Here is a 17563-nt window from a genome sequence, read left to right as displayed (position 1 = left end):
TATTCGGACGCAGGAGGTGTCGAGTGCTCTACCTGCTCCTCGTCTTGGTTTTGGGGACGCTGATCTATCTTGGCTGGCGGGCCGCGCGTTCGCAGATGAACCGCCCGAAGACTCGCGTCATCGGACCAGACGACGATCCGGAGTTCCTGTGGCGGCTAGGCCGCGGCGATAACAACCCGCGTTAGATAAAGCCGGTGTTGCGCCGGTCGTCGCTCGGAAACCCGTCGGCCACAACGGCTGCCAACTCGATCAGCGCTTCTCGTGTCTCGCGCTTCAACCGCTCCAGGCTGATTTCCGCGCCCTCCTCCAGATGCGGGTCGAACGGGATCAACCGCACGGCGCGGCAGCGCCGCGAGAAGTGATCGACGACCTTTTGCATGTCGACCTTGCCTGAGCGCGGCCGCACCGCGTTGATCACCGCGATCGAATTGCGCACCTGATCCTCGTGGCCGTGCGCGTCCAGCCAGTCCAGCGTCGCCGACGCGCTGCGGGCGCCGTCGATCGATCCCGAGCTGACCACCACCAGCGTGTCGGCCTTGGCCAGCACCGCCGACATCGCCGAGTGCAGCAACCCGGTGCCGCAGTCGGTGAGCACCAGGCCGTAATAGCGCTCCAGGATTTCCAGCGTGCGGGTGTAGTCCTCGGCGCTGAACGCGTCGGACATCGCCGGGTCGCTTTCGGAGGCCAGCACCTCCAGCCGGCTCGGGCCCTGCGAGGTGTAGCTGCGCACGTCGCTGTAGCGCTGGATGCCCTCGGCGTCGCGCAGCAAATGCCGCACGGTGGCCGGCGTCTCCAACGGCACCTTCTGGCTCAGCGTGCCGCGGTCGGGGTTGGCGTCGACGGCGATCACCCGATCGCCGCGGATGGACGCGAAGGTGGCGCCCAGCGTGGCGGTGATCGTGGTCTTGCCGACCCCGCCCTTCAGCGACAGCATCGCAATCCGGTAGCAGCCCCGCAGCGGTCGGTTGGCCTGCATGATCAGGTCGTTGTAGCGGTTGACCCGCGGGCTTTCGCCGACGTTGATCAGCTGGCCGGACAGGATGTAGAGCCATTTGCGCCAGCCCTCCGACGGCGGCGGTTTGACCTGCCGCAACAGGGTGCTGGTGGACAGTTCCGGGTACGGCGACGGCGGGTGGTGCACCGCACCCTGGCGATAGGGCGCGTCCGCTCGCTGTGCGCCGTAGAAACCGGTGCCGTATGGCGGCGAGTCGACGACTCGCGGCAGTCCCTTGGCCGGGGTGGCCGCCCAGGCACGCGGCTCGACGCGGGTGGGCGGCGCCAGCCCGCCGACGGTCTCGTTCTCGGCGAAGCGGCGTTCGGTGCGGAACCCGGCGAACGCCTTGGTCTCGGCGTTGCTGGTCCTGGCGTCCGGCTCACCGGGGTGCGGCTGTGGCGGCAGTTCCGTCGTCGGATGGTCTTCAGGACCGCGAGACGCCCCAGCTCCCTGGCCCGGATGCTCAGACACGTGCACTTCCCCTCGTTGCAGTACTCGGGTCGTTTGTCGATGAACGATCGCCCTGGTCAGCCCACACCCGCATATGAATGCAGGCCCACAGTCACCAGGTTAACGAAGAACAGATTGAAGACCATGGCCACGAAGCCGACCACGTTGATCCAGGCGGCTTTGCGGTCGCGCCAGCCCGCCGTCGACCTGGCATGCAGGTAAGCGGCGTACACCACCCAGGCGATGAACGCCACAGTTTCCTTGGGGTCCCAGCCCCAGTAGCGGCCCCACGCTTCCTCGGCCCAGATGGCGCCGAATATCACCCCGAAGCCGAAGACCGGGAAGCCGAAGATGGTCGTCCGGTAGGCGATGCGGTCCAGGGTTTGCGCATCGGGAAGCCGCTGCACGATCCGGCCGACCGGAGTGTCGGCGTCGGCCAGGCGGGAGGTTTTCAGCAAGAACAAGATGCTGGCCACGCCGGCCACCAGGAACACGCCGGAGCCGAGGCTGACCACCGAGACATGTATCGGCAGCCAGTAGGACTGCAGCGCCGGCATCACCGGCGCTGCGTTGGCGTAAAGCCAGCGCCCCGAGACCGTCAGCAGGATCAGCACGGGCAGCAGCAGGAACACCCACAGCGGGCGATATTGCGGGCGGCGCAGGGTGACCGCGCCGGCGACCAGCCCGCAGAAGCAGGTCAGGTTGATGAACTCGTACATGTTGCCCCACGGCACCCGCGCGGTGGCCAGGCCGCGCAGCACGATGCACGCCAGCAGCATCGCGATCCCGACGTAGACCAGCGCCAGGCCGGCCCGCCCGACACGTTCGTCGAACGGGCGCCGCGGGACCTCGTGCACGACGCCGGGTGTGGCGCTGTCGGCGGCAACTCCGGCGCTGACCAGTTCCCGGTCGGGGCGGCGGCTGCGGGTGTAGGCGAGTTCGACGGCCAGCAGCAGCAGCGCCACCACCAGCACCACCACCGCCGACGTGAACGCCCAATCGGACGTGCGCGCCAACCCCAGGTGGATATGGGTGGTGTTCATCGGACGCTCAACTCCCTCCGGTCGCCCGCATCGAACCCGGCCAGCAAGCGGCTGGTCAGGCGTTCGAATTCGTCGCCCCAGCCGGAATTGTCGGTGCGGGCCAGGCCGCCCAGCTCGACGTTCACCGTACCGTCGTCAGCGGGCACGATCCTCGCCCAGACCCGTCGTCGTCGCACCAACAGGGACACCAGCAACCCGGCCATCATCGTGATCGCGGAGACCAGCACCCAGACCTGTCCGGGGTCGTGGGAGACCTGCAGGTTGACGAACGGCACGGCGCCGTCGAAGCGCACGGTGGTGCCGTCGTCGAGGCGGACCTGGTCGCCGGCGCGCAGATTGACCCGCTTGGCCTTCGTCAGCCGGTGCTGCTCGATCAGCCGGGGATCCAGGGTGTACAGCGACTGCGGCCGGCCGGTGTCCAGCCCGGTGTCGCCCTGGTAGATGTCGACGGCCACCGCGGGCGCGTTCAGGGCGGGGAAGCTCGACGACAGCAATGTGCCGTCGAGTTGCTCGGTGGGCGCGAGCAGTCCCTGGATGGCGATCTGGTGTTTGCGACGCTGGCCGGGGTCGGGATAGCTGCCGGCCGGCGGGTCGATGCGGGCCACGCCCGACGACAGCAGGGTCTGCGGGTTGTCGGGCCGCCACTGCACGGTCGACGCGCGGGTCTGCCCGTCGGGGAAGGTCACCGTGAACGTCGGGGCGTAGCCGTGGCCCTGCAGATACACCCGGTCGCCACCGGTGCGCAGCGGGTGGTTGACCTCCAGCCGGTAGGGCCGCCAGCTGTCGGTCGTCAGATCGCGCCCGGTCTGGTAGTCGATGTTGGCCGAGAACGACGTGGCCTGCCCGGACGGCAGGTAGTGCGCGTCAAAGTTGTTGACGCGGATACAGATTGGGTGCAGCGAGGTGCCGTCGACGGTGTTGCCGGCGCGGAACGAGTCGAACGCGGCCGGCGACGCCGAGCAGAAGCCGGGGCCGCCGTCGGCGATGACGATCACGTTGCCCTCGTAGCCGAACATCTTGCCGACGGCCACCGCGAGCAGCAGGCCAAGCAGGGCGAAATGGAATGCCAGGTTGCCGAATTCGCGCAGATAGCCCTTTTCGGCGGACACCTCGACGGTGTCGCCGTGCCGGCGCGTCACGGTGCGCCAGCCGCGCAGCCGGTGGGTGATCGTGGTCGCCAGCTCGTCGAGGTCGGCGGCGATCGTGGCCTCTGCGTGCTTGGGCAGCCGGGCCAGGTTGCGCGGGGCGGCAACAGGTTGGGCGCGCAGGCTTTTCGCGTGCTCGACCATCCGCGGCGTCAGGCAGCCGACCAGCGAGACGAACAGCAGCACGTAGATCGCGGTGAACCAGAAGCTGCCGAACACGCCGAACGCCTGCACCGCGTCCAGCCACGGCCCGATCACCGGATGGGCGGCCAGGTAGTCGTCGACCTTGCCGGCGTTGAGGCTGCGTTGCGGCAAAAGCGCGCCGGGGATCGCGCCGAGCGCCAGCAGGAACAGCAGCACCAGCGCGGTGCCCATCGACGTCAGCGCCCGCCAGGTGTTGCGTGCTGTGGCGAGCAGACGCAGAATCGCACGGCGCAGTCCCCGCGCGTGCGATTCTGCGTCTGCTCGCGGGGACACTAGACCGGCAGCCTTACGTCCGAGACGAACGCGTCGCGCAGCCACGACACGAAGTCGTTCCACACGCCGGTCAGCAGCGCCAGCCCGACGGCGATCAGCAGCACGCCGCCGACGATCTGCAGCGCCCGGGTGTGCCGGCGCAGCCAGCCCAGCCCGGCCACCGCCGACGCCGATCCAAAGGCCAAGAGCACGAACGGAACTCCCAGCCCCAGGCAATAGGCGATCACCAGTAGGATGCCGCGCGCCACGCTCGCGCCGTCGGTGGCCGAGGCGACGGTGATCACCCCCGTCAGCGTCGGCCCCAGGCACGGCGTCCAGCCCAGCGCGAACACCGCGCCCAGCAGGGGCGCGCCCGCCACCGTCGACAACTGCCGCGGCGTGAACCGGGCCTGGCGCTGCAGCGCGGGGATGAACCCGACGAACACCAGCCCCATCACGATCGTCAGTGCCCCGCCGACCCGTTGCAGCACAAGCTGATTCGTGATCAGCGTGGTGGTCATGCCGAGCACCGCGACGGTGCCGAGCACGAACACCGCGGTGAACCCGGCCACGAACAATGCAGCCGACCCAGCCACCCGCCAGCGCGCCGCGTGCGCCTGCCGTTCGTCGACGCCGACGACCGCCGCCAGATACGACAGGTAGCCGGGCACCAGCGGCACCACGCACGGCGACGCGAACGACACCAGCCCCGCGAGCACGCACGCCCCCAGCGCCACCAACAGCGGTCCGGCGGCGGCGATTTCGGTGAACCCGCTGCTCATTGCGGTCCCGGCGGCGCCTGGTCCTCGGAGGCGAGCCGCTGCACGACCGGCTGCAGGTCCTCGGCGAGCAGCTCCCGCAGGAACACCGCGGCGACGCGGTGCCGGCGGTCGAGCACCACCGTCGACGGGATCACCGTGGTGGGGTATTTGCCGCCGAACGCGATCATCGTGCGCATCGCCGGGTCGTAGATGGACGGGAACGTCACGTGGCGGTCGGTGACGAAGTCCTGCGCGGCCTGACGGTTGTTGTCGCGCACGTCGATACCGAGGAACGCCACCCCGTCGGCACGGGTGGCGTCGTAAACCCGTTGCAGCTGGGCGATTTCGGTCCGGCAAGGCCCGCACCACTGCCCCCACACGTTGATCACGACGACCTTGCCGGGAAAGTCGTCGACCGACCGCGTGCGGGCGGGATCCATCAGGTCCGGCCCGGCCAGGGGCCCGGGTCGGCCGCGGTGGTCGGGCGGGTCGTAGAAGATGTCGGTCTTTCCGCCCGGCGCGACGAACTCGAAGGTGCCGCCCTGCGCGACGGCGTCGTCGCCGTGAGAGCAGCCGGCCAGCAGCCCGGCCAGCACCGCGCCGAGGATCGCCAGCCGGCGCATGTCAACAGCCGCCCGGCATTGAATACTGCACGTCGACCAGCCGGTCGCCGTCGTAGACCAGCGAAGTCACCGAGCCCACCGCGCATTGCCGCCGGGTGGGCCAGTGCCAGAGCCGTCGGCCGGTCAGGTGCAGGCGCAGCGTCCAGATCGGCAGCTGGTGGCTGACGCACACGGCTTCGTGGCCGGCGGCCCGGGCCCGCGCCTTGTCGACCGCGGTACTCATCCGGGCCGCGATCTGGGCATACGGCTCGCCCCACGATGGAGTGAACGGGTTGCGCAGGTGCCACCACACCCGCGGGTCGCGCCAGGCGCCGTCGCCGGGCGAAACACCGCGGCCCTGCAGGATGTTGGTCGATTCGATCAGGTCGGGATCGGTGTCCACCGGCAGGTCGTGGCGGGCGGCGATCGGCGCGGCGGTCTCCTGCGCACGCTGCAACGGCGAGGCGATCACCGCAACGACGTCGCGGTCGGCCAGCGCGTCGGCCACCGCCTGGGCCTGCCGAATTCCCTTGTCGGACAGCTTGAATCCGGGCAGACGACCGTAGAGCACGCCGTCGGGGTTGTACACCTCGCCGTGGCGCACCAGGTGAATTCGGGTTTCTTCGGCCATCAGGGTTTCGACTCCTTGGCGGCCGCCGCGGCCGCGGGTAGTGCGTCGGCGATCCGGTCGAACGCGGCGTCGTCGAGCGCGGCCGAGACGAACCACGCCTCGAACGCGCTGCACGGCGGGTAGACACCGGCGTCGAGCAGAGCATGGAAGAACGGCGGGTAGCGCCAGGTGTCGCTGGCGCGGGCCGTCGCGAAGTCGGTCACCGGCTCGCCGGCGAATAACACCGACAGCATGTTGCCGGCTCGCGGAATCTGGTGTGCCACACCGGCATCCGTGAGCGAATCGGAAAGCAGCGCCGCCAGCCGGTCGGCGTTGGCGTCCAGCGCCGCGTAGACGGCGTCGTCGGCCGCCCGCAACGTGGCCAATCCCGCGGCCACCGCCACCGGATTACCCGACAGCGTGCCGGCCTGATACACCGGGCCCAGCGGCGCCAGCCGCTCCATCACCTCGGCCCGCCCGCCGAACGCCGCGGCCGGCAGCCCGCCGCTCATCACCTTGCCGAACGTGAACAGGTCCGCGTCCACCGGATCGATTCCGTACCAACCGCTTCGGCTGACACGGAAACCGGTCATCACCTCGTCGACGATCAGCAGCGCGCCGTATTCAGCGGTCACCTGTCGCAGCGCGGCGTTGTAGCCGGGCGCTGGCGGGACGACACCCATGTTGCCGGGGCTGGCCTCGGTAATCACCGCGGCGATCTGGTCGCCGAACCGGGCGAACGCCTCCCGCACCGCGTCAATGTCGTTGTAGGGCAACACAATTGTGTCAGCCGCAGTGGCGCCGGTGACACCTGGCGACGACGGCAGGCCCAGCGTCGCGACCCCGGAACCGGCGTCAGCCAATAAAGCGTCGACGTGGCCGTGGTAGCAGCCGGAGAACTTGACGATCTTGGCGCGCCCGGTGTACCCGCGGGCCAGCCGCACCGCGCTCATCGTGGCCTCGGTGCCGGAGTTCACCAGCCGGATCCGGTCCACCGGTGCCACCCGGTCGATGATCGCAGCGGCCAACTCGGTCTCCGCGGGCGTCGGCGCCCCGAACGAGACGCCGAAGGCCGCCGCGTGCTGCACGGCGTCGACCACCGCAGGGTGGGCGTGGCCCAGGATCATCGGGCCCCACGAGCAGACCAGGTCGACGTAGCGGTTGCCGTCGGCGTCGGTGAGCCAGTACCCGCTCGCCTCGGTGATGAAGCGCGGCGTGCCACCCACGGCCTTGAAGGCCCGCACCGGGGAGTTCACCCCGCCGGGGATGACGGCGCAGGCGTCGTCGAACAGCTTCGCCGAAGCTGACGTCTGGGCGGATCCACGCATGCCCACCAGTGTCCCAGCTGCGACAAAACCGTCGACTACAGGGTGTAGTTCTGGGCCGACGGGGTTGAGTTGGGCCAGCCGCGGCGGGTTGGATGACTACATGCAACTACCGCAACGGCTCGCCCAGTTCAATCGGCACGTCACCAACCCGATCCAGCGAATGTGGGCCGGCTGGCTCCCCGGCTTCGGCATCCTCGAGCACGTCGGGCGGCGCTCCGGCACGCCGTATCGCACCCCGCTGAATGTGTTCAGCGCCACCATCGACGGAAAACCCGGCGTGGCGATCCTGCTGACCTACGGCCCGGACCGTGACTGGCTGAAGAACCTCAACGCGGCCGGCGGCGGGCGGCTACGCCGCAACGGGAAAACCTTCGGCGTCACCCAGCCGCGCACGGTCACCAAGGAAGAAGCGGCCCCCTACATCAGCGGCCGGTCGCGGGCCCTGTTCGGCAGGCTGCCGTTCGAGCAGGCGGTTCTGCTCACCAAGACCGATTAGCGTGCTGTTCTCCCGAGCGCACGCCCGGTTCAACCGCCGCGTGACCAATCGCATCGTGTTGCCGATTTCCGGCTGGATGCCGATGTGGTCGGTCGTCGAGCACGTCGGGCGTCGTTCCGGGAAGACCTACCGCACGCCGGTATCGGCGTTCCGCACCCGCGACGGCGGCGTCGCCGTCTTGCTCCCGTACCGGCCGGACCGTGACTGGGTGAAGAATCTGCAGGCGGCAGGTGGCGGTCGAGTCAAGCTGTACGGCAAGACTTTTGACGTCACCGACCCCCGGATTGTCCCGACCGGGCAGGCCGCCGATTTGGTGAAGGCACCCTGGCGGCAATTGCTGGAGATGTCGCGCGTCGAGTCGACGCTGCTGCTCGCCCGCGCCGGCTGAAGCGGGTACTCATGGCGAGAGGGAGGCGACGATGACCGAAACGGGACGAGAGCAACGCCTGGCTCAGCGCATCGAGGAGCTCTACGCCAACGACCCGCAGTTCCGTGCCGCGGCGCCGGTACCGCAGGTGACCGCCGCCGCGCATCAGGCGGGCCTGCGGCCCTGGCAGGTGGTCGAGGAGTACCTCACCGGTTACGCGGACCGGCCGGCGCTCGGACAGCGCTCGCGCGAGCTGGTAAGCCAGGACGCCCCCGGACGTGCCACGGCGAGGCTGCTGCCCGGTTTCGAGACCGTCACCTATCAGCGACTGCGCCAACGGGTTGAGGCGCTCTCCAGCGTGTGGGACTCGAGCCTGCCGGGTGGTTTCAAGCCCGGCGACTTCGTGGCCGTCCTGGGCTTCACCAGCATCGGCTACGCGATCATCTACCTGACCTGCATCCGGCTCGGTGCGGTGTTCGTGCCGCTGCAAACCAGCTCCACCGCCCAGCAGTTGAAACCGATTGCCGCCGAGACCGAACCGCGAGTTTTCGCTGCCAGCATCGAGTCGCTGGACACCGCGGTCGACGTGGTGATCGACACGCCGTCGGTCGAGCGGCTGGTGGTGTTCGACTACTTCAACTACGACCACGAGCAGCGCGCCAAGTATCAGGACGCGTGTGAACGGCTGGCCGCCGCCGGCCGCGAGCTGGACGTGACGCCGTTGTTGCCGGAACTGGAGTCCGGCCGCAAGCTACCGGTAATCCCGCCATTCATCCCGCCGGCCGGCGAGAACCCGCTGGCCACACTGATTTACACGTCGGGCAGCACCGGCACCCCGAAGGGGGCGATGTACACCGCGGACATGGTGACCCGCCTCTGGCAGCGTCCACACAGCCCGTCGCTGGACATCGGCAAGCAGATTCCGGCCATCCATCTGCAGTACATGCCGCTCTCTCACGTGTACGGGCTGGAGTGGCTGATCGCCACGTTGGCGTCCGGCGGGATCGGCTACTTCGCCGCCAAGAGCGACATGTCGACGCTGTTCGACGACATCGCGCTGGTCCGTCCCACCGCACTGAACCTGGTCCCGCGGGTGTGCGACTTGATCTACCGGCGCTACCGCAAAGAACTCGACATCCGGTCGGCCACCGACGACAGCTCGGCGGCAGACGAGGTGAAAGCCGAACTGCGCCAAGACTTTCTCGGCGGCCGAGTGGTGTCGGCGATGTGCGGCAGCGCGCCGCTGTCCAAACAGATGCACGCGTTCATGGAGTCGCTGCTCGACGTCACCGTCGCCGACGGCTACGGCGCCACCGAAACCGGCGGCGGAATCATGCGCAACGGCATCATCCGTCGCCCACCGGTCACCGAGTACAAGCTCGTCGACGTGCCGGAGCTGGGCTACTTCACCACCGACAAACCGCACCCGCGCGGCGAGCTCTACGTCAAGGCAAGCAACGTCATCCCCGGCTACTTCAAGCATCCCGAGCTCTCGGCCCAGATCTTCGACGACGACGGCTTCTACAAGACCGGCGACATCATGGAGGAACTCGAGCCGGATCGCCTGAAGTATCTGGATCGCCGCAACAACGTCATCAAGCTGTCCCAGGGCGAGTTCGTGGCGGTGTCCCAGCTCGAGGCGGTCTATGCCGCCAGCCCCTACATCCGGCAGATCTATCTCCACGGCAGCAGCGACCAGCCGTTCCTGCTGGCGGTGGTGGTACCCAACGACGACGCGGTCGGTGACGGCGACGCACGGGCGCTGATCGCCGACTCGCTGCAGCAGATCGCCGCCGAAAACCATTTGCAGCCCTACGAGATTCCGCGCGACTTTCTGCTGGAGCCGGAGCGGTTCACTCGCGACAACGGGCTGTTGTCGGGGGTCGGCAAGCTGCTGCGGCCGGCGCTGCGCGCCCGATACGGCGAACGGCTCGACGCGCTGTACGCCGACATCGCAGCCGGGCAGGAAAACCAGATCGACGAGCTGCGGGCCGCGGCCGCCGAACTGCCGACCATCGACACGGTACGGCGCGCCGCCGTCGCCACCCTGGGCCTGGAGGCCACCGGGGAGGGCATGCCCGCTGACGCGAAATTCGTTGAGCTGGGCGGTGATTCGCTATCCGCATTCTCGTTCGGATCGCTGCTGGAGCAGATCTACCACGTCGACGTTCCGGTGCAGACCATTGTCAGCCCCACCGCGACGCTGGCCACCATCGCCCGCTACATCGACGGCGAGCGCGACGCTGCCTCGACGCGACCCACGTTCGCCTCAGTGCACGGCCGTGGTGCGACGGCGGCCCGCGCCACCGATCTGGCCCTGGAGAAGTTCATCGACGCCGACACTTTGGCTGCGGCGCCGGGCCTTTCGGTCGCCGGCGGTCCAGCCAAGACCGTGCTGCTGACCGGCGCCAACGGCTACCTGGGCCGATTCCTGTGCCTGGACTGGCTGGAACGGCTCGCCGAGACGGGCGGCACGCTGATCTGCATCGTGCGCGGCGCCGACCCCGTCGCTGCGCGGCAGCGCATCGAGGCCGCCATCGACACCGGCGATGCCGGGTTGTCGGCGCACTTTCGCACTTTGGCCACCGACCATCTCGAGGTGCTGTCCGGAGACCTCGGGGCGGCGAACCTGGGCGTCGACAGCGAGACGTGGGACCGGCTCGCGGAGTCGGTGGATCTGATTGTGCACGCCGCGGCGATGGTCAACCACGTGCTGCCCTACAGCCAGCTGTTCGGCCCGAACGTGGTGGGCACCGCCGAGATCATCAAGCTGGCAATCACCAAGCGGCTCAAGCCCGTTAGCTACCTGTCGACGGTCGCGGTGACGGCGCTGCCCGACGGCAGCTTCATCGGCGAGGACGTCGACGTGCGCGAGGCATCGCCGTCGCGCTCGCTGGGTGCCGCCTACGCCAGCGGGTATGCGACCAGCAAGTGGGCCGGCGAGGTTCTGCTGCGCGAGGCGAACGACCTGTGCGGTCTGCCGGTGGCGGTGTTCCGCTCGGACATGATCCTGGCGCACAGCCGCTATGCCGGTCAGGTCAACGGGACCGACATGTTCACCCGGCTGGTCCTGAGCCTGCTCGCGACCGGGATCGCGCCGCGCTCCTTCTACCAGCTCGACGCCGACGGTAACCGGCAACGGGCCCACTATGACGGGCTGCCAGCCGATTTCACTTCCGAGGCGATCACCACGCTCGGCAGTCAGGCCACCGACGGCTGCCGCACCTACAACGTGCTCAACACCCACGACGACGGCATCTCGTTGGACACCTTCGTCGACTGGCTGGTCGCCGACGGTCAGAAGATCGAGCGGATCGACGACTACGGCGAGTGGCTCGCGCGATTCGAGGCGGCGATGAAGGCGCTGCCGGAGAACCAGCGGAAGAACTCGGTGCTGCCGCTGCTCAGCGCCTACGCGCGGCCGGTGGCCCCCACGTCCGGCAGCCACCTACCTGCCGAGAAGTTCCGCGCCGCAGTGCAATCCGCGGGCATCGGCGCCGACAACGACGTGCCGCATTTGACCGAAGCGTTGATCGGCAAATATGTGACCGATCTGCGCCAGTTGGGCCTGCTGGAGAGCGCGGGCGCGCACGTGGCCTGAGGCGCATAATGCACGCCATGGACCCGACCTTCTACCGCAGCGCCGCCGACGCCATCGCGGCGCCGCCGGAGAAGCTGGCATATGTGGTGGCGTTCGACCGCAAGGCCGAGCGGCCGGACGCGCTCACCGTGATCGACGTCGACCCGGCGTCGGGCAGCTATGGGCGAGTCGTGGGGTGGGCGGACCTGCCGACCCGCGGCGACGAGCTGCACCATTTCGGCTGGAACGCGTGCAGCAGCGCGTTCGCGCACGCCGGGCATCACCCCGACGGGCTGCAGCGGCGATTCCTGCTGCTACCCGGCCTGCGGTCGTCGCGGATCCACGTCTTCGACACACACCCCGACCCGGCGCAACCGACGCTGGTGCGCTCGATCGACGCCGCCGAGCTGTCCGCGAAGGCGGGCTACTCCCGGCCGCACACCCTGCACTGCGGGCCGGACGGAATCTTCTTGTCCTGCTTGGGAAGCGGGAACGGTGACGAAGGTCCGGGCGGCATCGCGCTGCTCGATCACGACAGCTTCGACGTACTGCGCGCCTGGGAAACCGACCACGGCCCGCAGTACATGTCCTACGACGCATGGTGGCACCTCGGGCAGAACACGCTGATCACCAGCGAGTGGGGCACCCCGTCGATGATCGAGAACGGGCTGCAGCCGGATCTGCTGCTCGCCCATAAGTACGGCCATAGCATGCACTTCTGGGATCTCGCGGAGGGCCGCCACCTGCAGGCCGTCGACCTCGGCGAGCAGCATCAGATGGTGCTGGAGCTGCGGCCGTCCCACGACCCGCAGGCCACCTGGGGGTTCGTGGGTGTGGTGATCAGCACCGAGGATTTGTCGGCGTCGGTGTGGCGCTGGCACCGCGACGGCGACCGCTGGACCGCCGACAAGGTCATCACCATCCCGGCCGAGCCCGCCGAGGCCGGCGCGCTGCCGCCGGCGCTGCAGCCGTTCGGGGCGGTACCACCGCTGCTTTCCGACATCAACCTTTCGGTCGACGACCGCTTCTTGTATGCCGCGTGTTGGGGCACCGGGGATCTGAAGCAGTACGACGTGTCCGACCCGGCGCACCCGGTCCAGACCGGCTCGGTGCGGCTGGGCGGAATCACCGGCCGGGTGGCGCACCCGGCAGCGCCGTCGCAGTCGCTGGCCGGCGGCTCGCAGATGGTCGAGGTGAGCCGCGACGGCAAGCGGGTGTACATGACGAATTCGCTCTACGGGTCGTGGGACGACCAGTTCTATCCGGACGGCGTGGGCGCTTGGATGGCGAAGCTGGACACCGACCCGGACGCCGGCGGCGGGCTGCACATCGACGAGCGGTTCTTCCCGCACGGCGAGGACTTTCGGGGCTTACGCGTGCATCAGGTGCGGTTGCAGGGCGGGGACGCCTCGTCGGATTCGTACTGCTACCGCTGACGGCGGTCAGCTGGCCGTTGATTCTGCGTCCGCCACGACAAAGTGCGAGAAGACCCGGTGGTACACGCAGAGTCAACGTCGAGGGGTACCTGCGGGCTCGCGTGACACCACGTGGGTGACCGGGATCGGGTACGTCGAGCGGGCCTTGTCGACGAGCCCGAGCCGCAGCCAGGAGGACCGGCCTTCGGCGATCACCAGTTGATCCGGCCGGAAACTGCGCACGGCGTGGGCCAGCGCACGCAGAGGCCGGTAGTCGCCGAGCTCGCCCTCGGCGTGCAGGCCCATGTCTCGCATCGAGGACAAGATGCTGTCCAGTCGCTGTTGGGCGGCCTGCAGCGTCGCGTCGAAAACATAGACGGGGCCGGTGTTTTCGGCTTGTCCGGTGTCGACGGGGCTGGCCGGCACGCAGACGAAGTAGTCGGCCCGGGCCGTGGCGTCGACGCGGCGCAGCACGTCGAAAAGTTCACTGCCGGCGACGTTCTTGTTGGCCAGCACCAGCACGCGGGTCGCCTTGCCCGTCGGCCGCGGCTCAGCGCCGGCTTCGGCCGGGCCGCGCCACCATTTCGGCACGAAGTACAGCGCCAGCACCACCGCCCAGGACAGCAGGCTCAAGAACAGCTGGGTGCGTGCCTCGTGCTCGAACACCATTTGCACGAGCACGGCGACAATCCCGGCCAGCGTCAGAATCGACAGCGCCGGAAAGCCCCACATCTTCACCCGCAGCCGCTCCGGCGGTGTCCTGCGGCGCAACACAATCTGGGACAGCGCGATCAACAGATAGACGAACAGCACGATCGCGCCCGAGGACTTCAGCAGGAAGACGAACACGCTTCCCGGCGCGACCCACGCCATCACCACACACAAAAAGCCCACCACCGACGCGCCGAGGATGGCGTTGTAGGGCACTCCGCGGCGGCTGACCTTGACGAATTGGACCGGCGCCTCGTGACGTGCGGCCAGCACGAACAACATTCGCGACGCGGTGTAGAGCCCGGAGTTCAAACACGACAGCACCGCGGTGAGCACCACCGCGTTCATGATGTGGCCGGCCGCGGGGACTCCCATCGTCTTCAGTGCGGCGACGTAGGGCGATGCGCCGAGCTCGACGGAGTTCCACGGCACGATCACCGCGAGCAAGAACACCGAGCCGACGTAGAACACCAGGATGCGGGCGACCACCGACCTGGTGGCGCGCCGCACCGCACGTTCGGGGTTGTCGGTTTCCGCGGCGGCGATCGTGGCGACCTCGGCGCCGACCATCGCCGAGATGACCACCGCGACGGCGCCGAACACCGTGGCGATCCCGTGCGGGAAGAACCCGCCGTGCGAAACGAGGTTGCCGAAGCCCGAACCGCGGTGCGGCCACAACCCGGCCACGAACAGCGACCCGACGGCGAGGAAGACCATGATCGTCGCGACTTTGATTCCGGCGAACCAGAATTCGAACTCCCCGAATGACGACACTGAGAACAGGTTCGTCGCCGTCATCGTGACCATCAGGATCAGCGACAGCACCCACAGCGGCGCGTGAAACCAGTAGGTGATCACCCGGCCGCCGGCCACCGCCTCGAAACCGACGACGATCACCCAGAAATACCAGTACAGCCAGCCCACCGAGAAGCCCGCCCAGTCGCCGAGGGCGTCGCGGGCATAGTCGGCGAACGATCCGGTCGCCGGGTTGGCGGAGGCCATCTCCCCGAGCATCCGCATCACCAGGACGATCAGCAGGCCGCACAGTGCGTAGGTGAGAAATGCCGCGGGCCCGGTCTCGCCGATGACGACACCGGAGCCGACGAACAACCCGGCGCCGATCACCCCGCCGATCGCGATCATGTTGAGCTGCCGTTGCGACAGGCCTTGGCGCAGCTTGGTGGTCGTGCTCATGCGGCCCTCCTGCGTCAGCAGCATGAGCGGACGCTACACCGCTTACACCGGCACCGCGCGCAACACGGCGGGCAGGCTGGGCAGGAAGTGCTCGGTGGCGAAGGCGCGCAGGTCGTCGGCGGTGGCCAGCGGTTGGCGGCTGGGCAACAGCAGGATCATCGCGGCGTAGCGCAGGATCGTCTCGGCCAGTTCGTCGACCGCCGGCTCGCCGATGCGTTCGGCGAACCCGTCGGGGAAGATCACTCGCAGCGCGGCGGCCATCCGCTCGACCGCCGCGCCCCAATGCTGCTGCGCCAGTTCGAGCATCAGCCCGGGCTCGTCGGCGAGCATCCGGGTCAGCACCCGGTGCTGGCGAAACCGCATGATCGACAGCGCGAATGCCTCGACGTAGTAATTCGACTGCGGGCGGCGGTTTTTCAACTCCGCAGCGATGTCGGCAAACAGCGCCGCGTTCTCCCGGTCGATGACGGCGGCCACCAGCTCGTCGCGGTTGGCGAAGCGGCGGTAGATCGTGGTGCGGCTGACCCGGGCGCGGCGGGCTACGTCGTCGAGCGCGACCCGCCGGAAGCCGTGCCGCTCGAACTCGACGACGGCGGCGTCGAGGATGGCGCGGGTGGCGGGGTCAGGCCCGGGCGTATCCGGCACGAGCAAACCTGTTGTAGCGCAACCGCATCGGCAGATGATCCCATAGCCAGTTGACCGGCCGTGAGCGCCATACCGCGGCGAAGCGCTGGTAGCGACGCTCCTGGCGCTCGCTCCACGGCAGGTTCAGCAGGGTGCGGGCCTGCGGTGGCAGGCCGCCCGTCGTCAGGAACGCCGCGACCGGGTTGAACACCGGCGACACCAGCCGCCACACCAGCGGCGGAACGCCTTTGGGGCACGGGAATCCCTTGGTGACATATCCGACGCCGTATTTGGCGGTCTTGTGCGGGACCACGACGTTGTCGAGCATGTCGTTCCAGTACTTTTCGAACTCCGCGTAGTCGGCGGGCATCGCCCGGTCGCTGACTCCGTAGCGGCGATACCAGGTCTTCGACTCGAGGTAGATCTGCTCCTTTTCGGCGCCGGTGAGGCGTTTGACGAACGTGTCGGCGAAGTACAGCACCTGCTCGACGAAAGTGGCGTGCGCCCAGTAGTAGGTCTCCGGGTCCAGGGCGTGGTAGCGCTGCCCGCCCGGCATGCGGCCCTTGATCTCGTGGTGGAAGTCGCGTACCTGCTGGCCCGGATGGTCGGCGTCGGCGCCGTAGACGGTCATGAAGATCGGCGGCAGCGAGCGCTTGACGCGGGCGGCGGTGTCGGAGAAGAACACCGAGTGGTCCAGGACGCCCTGCCCCAGCTCGGCGAGCATGTTCTGCAGCACCGCCGGCCGCGGCCCGATCAAAAACATGCGGTTGTCGCCGAAGTAGCGCCAAACCAGTGACTCCGGACCCAGCGGCAGCGCGTCGACGTCGAGGTGCGTCTCGGACAGCTCAGTCATGTGGCACAGTGTTACACATTCTGAACTTTGTACCAACACCGGGGCTGTCGGCCGGCCGCACCCAAATAACGAAACGATTACGGCGAGTGTTAAAATCGGCGGATGCCTTCGCAAATCTATCGAATTCAGTTTCCCCCGGCGAATTCCGAACGACTTGCCCAAGACGAAGTCCTGTTCAAACTGATCGAAGATGGCAAGCCCCGGCGGTTACGTTTTCACGATTACGCGGAAATTTACAAACGTCCGGGACTCTACGAGGAATTGTTCTACGGTCGGCTTCGGTGCAATTCGCCCGGAAAGGTGATGGAACTACTGGAGCGGGCCCTGCACACCGCCCGCGAGCCGCTCACCGAGTTGCGGGTGCTGGATCTGGGCGCCGGCAACGGCATGATGGGCGACGAGCTCAAGCAGGAGGGCATCGCTCGGCTGGTCGGCGTCGACATCGTCCCGGAGGCGCGTGATGCCGCCTACCGCGACCGGCCCACCGTGTACGACGCCTACTACGTCGCGGATCTGGGTGATCTCGACCCGGGCCTGCGCGACGAACTCTCGGAGTGGAGCTTCGACTGCCTGACGTGCGTCGCGGCGCTGGGGTTCGGCGATATTCCGCCGCGTGCGTTTTTCAATGCGTTACGACTCATCCAGACCCGCGGCTGGCTCGCTTTCAATATCAAGCAGTCGTTTCTGGACGCCGACGAGCAGACCGGCTTTTCGCGATTAGTGCGAGCGCTTATTTTCTCGAAATACCTCGACATCTACCATCTGGAGCTTTACCGTCACCGGCTTTCCATGGAAGGCACTCAGCTGTTCTATTACGCGCTGGTCGGCCGGTTGACCGCGCCGCTGCCCGGCGACTTCCTGGAAACTCACGGCATCGAGGACTGAGCCGTTACCAGGCTGTTGCCGGATAGGTGAAGCGCCGAGACCTGCCGCG

16 protein-coding genes are annotated in these 17563 nt (G+C 68.1%); 6 read left to right on the top strand and 10 right to left on the bottom strand.

The window, feature by feature from the left end; translation table 11 throughout:
* Positions 1–23 precede the first annotated feature (23 nt).
* Positions 24–185 (top strand): hypothetical protein, encoded by a 162-nt coding sequence (locus AWC14_RS28410; protein WP_142281813.1) that lies wholly within the window; start codon positions 24–26, stop codon positions 183–185.
* On the opposite strand, the gene AWC14_RS23870 is transcribed toward AWC14_RS28410, so the two are convergent.
* The 7 genes from AWC14_RS23870 to hemL all read right to left on the bottom strand — a co-directional run bounded on the left by AWC14_RS23870 (position 182) and on the right by hemL (position 7389).
* Positions 182–1471 (bottom strand): MinD/ParA family ATP-binding protein, encoded by a 1290-nt coding sequence (locus AWC14_RS23870; RefSeq protein ID WP_045383860.1) that lies wholly within the window; start codon positions 1469–1471, stop codon positions 182–184. The genes AWC14_RS28410 and AWC14_RS23870 overlap by 4 nt on opposite strands.
* Before the next feature lie 50 nt (positions 1472–1521).
* Complete coding sequence (gene ccsB / locus AWC14_RS23865; protein ID WP_057003075.1) at positions 1522–2487, bottom strand: c-type cytochrome biogenesis protein CcsB; 966 nt, start codon at positions 2485–2487, stop codon at positions 1522–1524.
* A complete protein-coding gene (gene resB, locus AWC14_RS23860; RefSeq protein ID WP_142281818.1) occupies positions 2484–4007 on the bottom strand; it encodes a cytochrome c biogenesis protein ResB in 1524 nt (507 codons plus the stop codon). Before resB ends, ccsB begins: the two co-directional genes overlap by 4 nt.
* A 101-nt stretch (positions 4008–4108) precedes the next feature.
* Positions 4109–4870 carry a cytochrome c biogenesis CcdA family protein gene (locus AWC14_RS23855; protein ID WP_045383855.1) on the bottom strand — a complete coding sequence of 254 codons (762 nt, stop codon included), beginning with the start codon at positions 4868–4870 and terminating at the stop codon, positions 4109–4111.
* Positions 4867–5472, bottom strand: coding sequence for a TlpA disulfide reductase family protein (locus tag AWC14_RS23850; RefSeq protein WP_045383852.1), 606 nt, complete (start codon positions 5470–5472; stop codon positions 4867–4869). Before AWC14_RS23850 ends, AWC14_RS23855 begins: the two co-directional genes overlap by 4 nt.
* 1 nt (position 5473) lies before the next feature.
* Positions 5474–6082: a histidine phosphatase family protein gene (locus AWC14_RS23845; protein ID WP_045383849.1), complete on the bottom strand. Its 609-nt coding sequence runs from the start codon at positions 6080–6082 to the stop codon at positions 5474–5476.
* Positions 6082–7389 carry a glutamate-1-semialdehyde 2,1-aminomutase gene (gene hemL / locus AWC14_RS23840; RefSeq protein ID WP_045383844.1) on the bottom strand — a complete coding sequence of 436 codons (1308 nt, stop codon included), beginning with the start codon at positions 7387–7389 and terminating at the stop codon, positions 6082–6084. The genes AWC14_RS23845 and hemL overlap by 1 nt, the downstream gene beginning before the upstream one ends.
* Positions 7390–7489: 100 nt before the next feature.
* Between hemL and AWC14_RS23835 the strand changes: the two genes are divergently transcribed.
* From AWC14_RS23835 to AWC14_RS23820, 4 genes are all read left to right on the top strand, one after another.
* Positions 7490–7885, top strand: a complete 396-nt coding sequence (locus tag AWC14_RS23835) for a nitroreductase family deazaflavin-dependent oxidoreductase (RefSeq protein ID WP_045383899.1) — start codon at positions 7490–7492, stop codon at positions 7883–7885.
* Positions 7886–7961: 76 nt separating this feature from the next.
* Positions 7962–8273 carry a nitroreductase family deazaflavin-dependent oxidoreductase gene (locus tag AWC14_RS23830; RefSeq protein WP_081968308.1) on the top strand — a complete coding sequence of 104 codons (312 nt, stop codon included), beginning with the start codon at positions 7962–7964 and terminating at the stop codon, positions 8271–8273.
* A gap of 31 nt (positions 8274–8304) precedes the next feature.
* On the top strand, positions 8305–11853 hold the full coding sequence (car, locus tag AWC14_RS23825; protein ID WP_045383840.1) for a carboxylic acid reductase: 3549 nt from the start codon (positions 8305–8307) through the stop codon (positions 11851–11853).
* A gap of 8 nt (positions 11854–11861) precedes the next feature.
* A complete protein-coding gene (locus tag AWC14_RS23820; RefSeq protein WP_045383838.1) occupies positions 11862–13268 on the top strand; it encodes a selenium-binding protein SBP56-related protein in 1407 nt (468 codons plus the stop codon).
* A 72-nt stretch (positions 13269–13340) separates the two neighbouring features.
* On the opposite strand, the gene AWC14_RS23815 is transcribed toward AWC14_RS23820, so the two are convergent.
* The 3 genes from AWC14_RS23815 to AWC14_RS23805 are packed head-to-tail and all read right to left on the bottom strand — an operon-like array spanning position 13341 to position 16629.
* On the bottom strand, positions 13341–15152 hold the full coding sequence (locus AWC14_RS23815) for an amino acid permease (RefSeq protein ID WP_045383896.1): 1812 nt from the start codon (positions 15150–15152) through the stop codon (positions 13341–13343).
* Positions 15153–15194: 42 nt separating this feature from the next.
* Entirely contained in the window at positions 15195–15797 is a 603-nt protein-coding gene (locus AWC14_RS23810; RefSeq protein WP_045383834.1) for a TetR/AcrR family transcriptional regulator, read from the bottom strand.
* Entirely contained in the window at positions 15775–16629 is an 855-nt protein-coding gene (locus AWC14_RS23805; RefSeq protein WP_045383831.1) for an oxygenase MpaB family protein, read from the bottom strand. The genes AWC14_RS23810 and AWC14_RS23805 overlap by 23 nt, the downstream gene beginning before the upstream one ends.
* A 102-nt stretch (positions 16630–16731) precedes the next feature.
* Between AWC14_RS23805 and AWC14_RS23800 the strand changes: the two genes are divergently transcribed.
* Positions 16732–17514 carry a class I SAM-dependent DNA methyltransferase gene (locus tag AWC14_RS23800; protein WP_045383828.1) on the top strand — a complete coding sequence of 261 codons (783 nt, stop codon included), beginning with the start codon at positions 16732–16734 and terminating at the stop codon, positions 17512–17514.
* Positions 17515–17563 lie beyond the last annotated feature (49 nt).

The organism is Mycobacterium kyorinense (assembly GCF_002101735.1).
In the GTDB taxonomy this organism is placed as follows: Bacteria; Actinomycetota; Actinomycetes; order Mycobacteriales; family Mycobacteriaceae; genus Mycobacterium; species Mycobacterium kyorinense.
Note: the sequence above shows the minus strand (reverse complement) of the source record. Positions and strands in the feature narration are given on the sequence as shown.

Coding starts and splice junctions, on each gene's coding strand:
- AWC14_RS23815 (WP_045383896.1), bottom strand. CDS start 15,152: ATGAGCACGACCACCAAGCTGCGCCAAGGCCTGTCGCAACGGCAGCTC.
- AWC14_RS23850 (WP_045383852.1), bottom strand. CDS start 5,472: ATGCGCCGGCTGGCGATCCTCGGCGCGGTGCTGGCCGGGCTGCTGGCC.
- AWC14_RS23855 (WP_045383855.1), bottom strand. CDS start 4,870: ATGAGCAGCGGGTTCACCGAAATCGCCGCCGCCGGACCGCTGTTGGTG.
- hemL (WP_045383844.1), bottom strand. CDS start 7,389: ATGCGTGGATCCGCCCAGACGTCAGCTTCGGCGAAGCTGTTCGACGAC.
- AWC14_RS23845 (WP_045383849.1), bottom strand. CDS start 6,082: ATGGCCGAAGAAACCCGAATTCACCTGGTGCGCCACGGCGAGGTGTAC.
- AWC14_RS23835 (WP_045383899.1), top strand. CDS start 7,490: ATGCAACTACCGCAACGGCTCGCCCAGTTCAATCGGCACGTCACCAAC.
- AWC14_RS23820 (WP_045383838.1), top strand. CDS start 11,862: ATGCACGCCATGGACCCGACCTTCTACCGCAGCGCCGCCGACGCCATC.
- resB (WP_142281818.1), bottom strand. CDS start 4,007: ATGGGCACCGCGCTGGTGCTGCTGTTCCTGCTGGCGCTCGGCGCGATC.
- ccsB (WP_057003075.1), bottom strand. CDS start 2,487: ATGAACACCACCCATATCCACCTGGGGTTGGCGCGCACGTCCGATTGG.
- car (WP_045383840.1), top strand. CDS start 8,305: ATGACCGAAACGGGACGAGAGCAACGCCTGGCTCAGCGCATCGAGGAG.
- AWC14_RS23805 (WP_045383831.1), bottom strand. CDS start 16,629: ATGACTGAGCTGTCCGAGACGCACCTCGACGTCGACGCGCTGCCGCTG.
- AWC14_RS23830 (WP_081968308.1), top strand. CDS start 7,962: ATGCCGATGTGGTCGGTCGTCGAGCACGTCGGGCGTCGTTCCGGGAAG.
- AWC14_RS23800 (WP_045383828.1), top strand. CDS start 16,732: ATGCCTTCGCAAATCTATCGAATTCAGTTTCCCCCGGCGAATTCCGAA.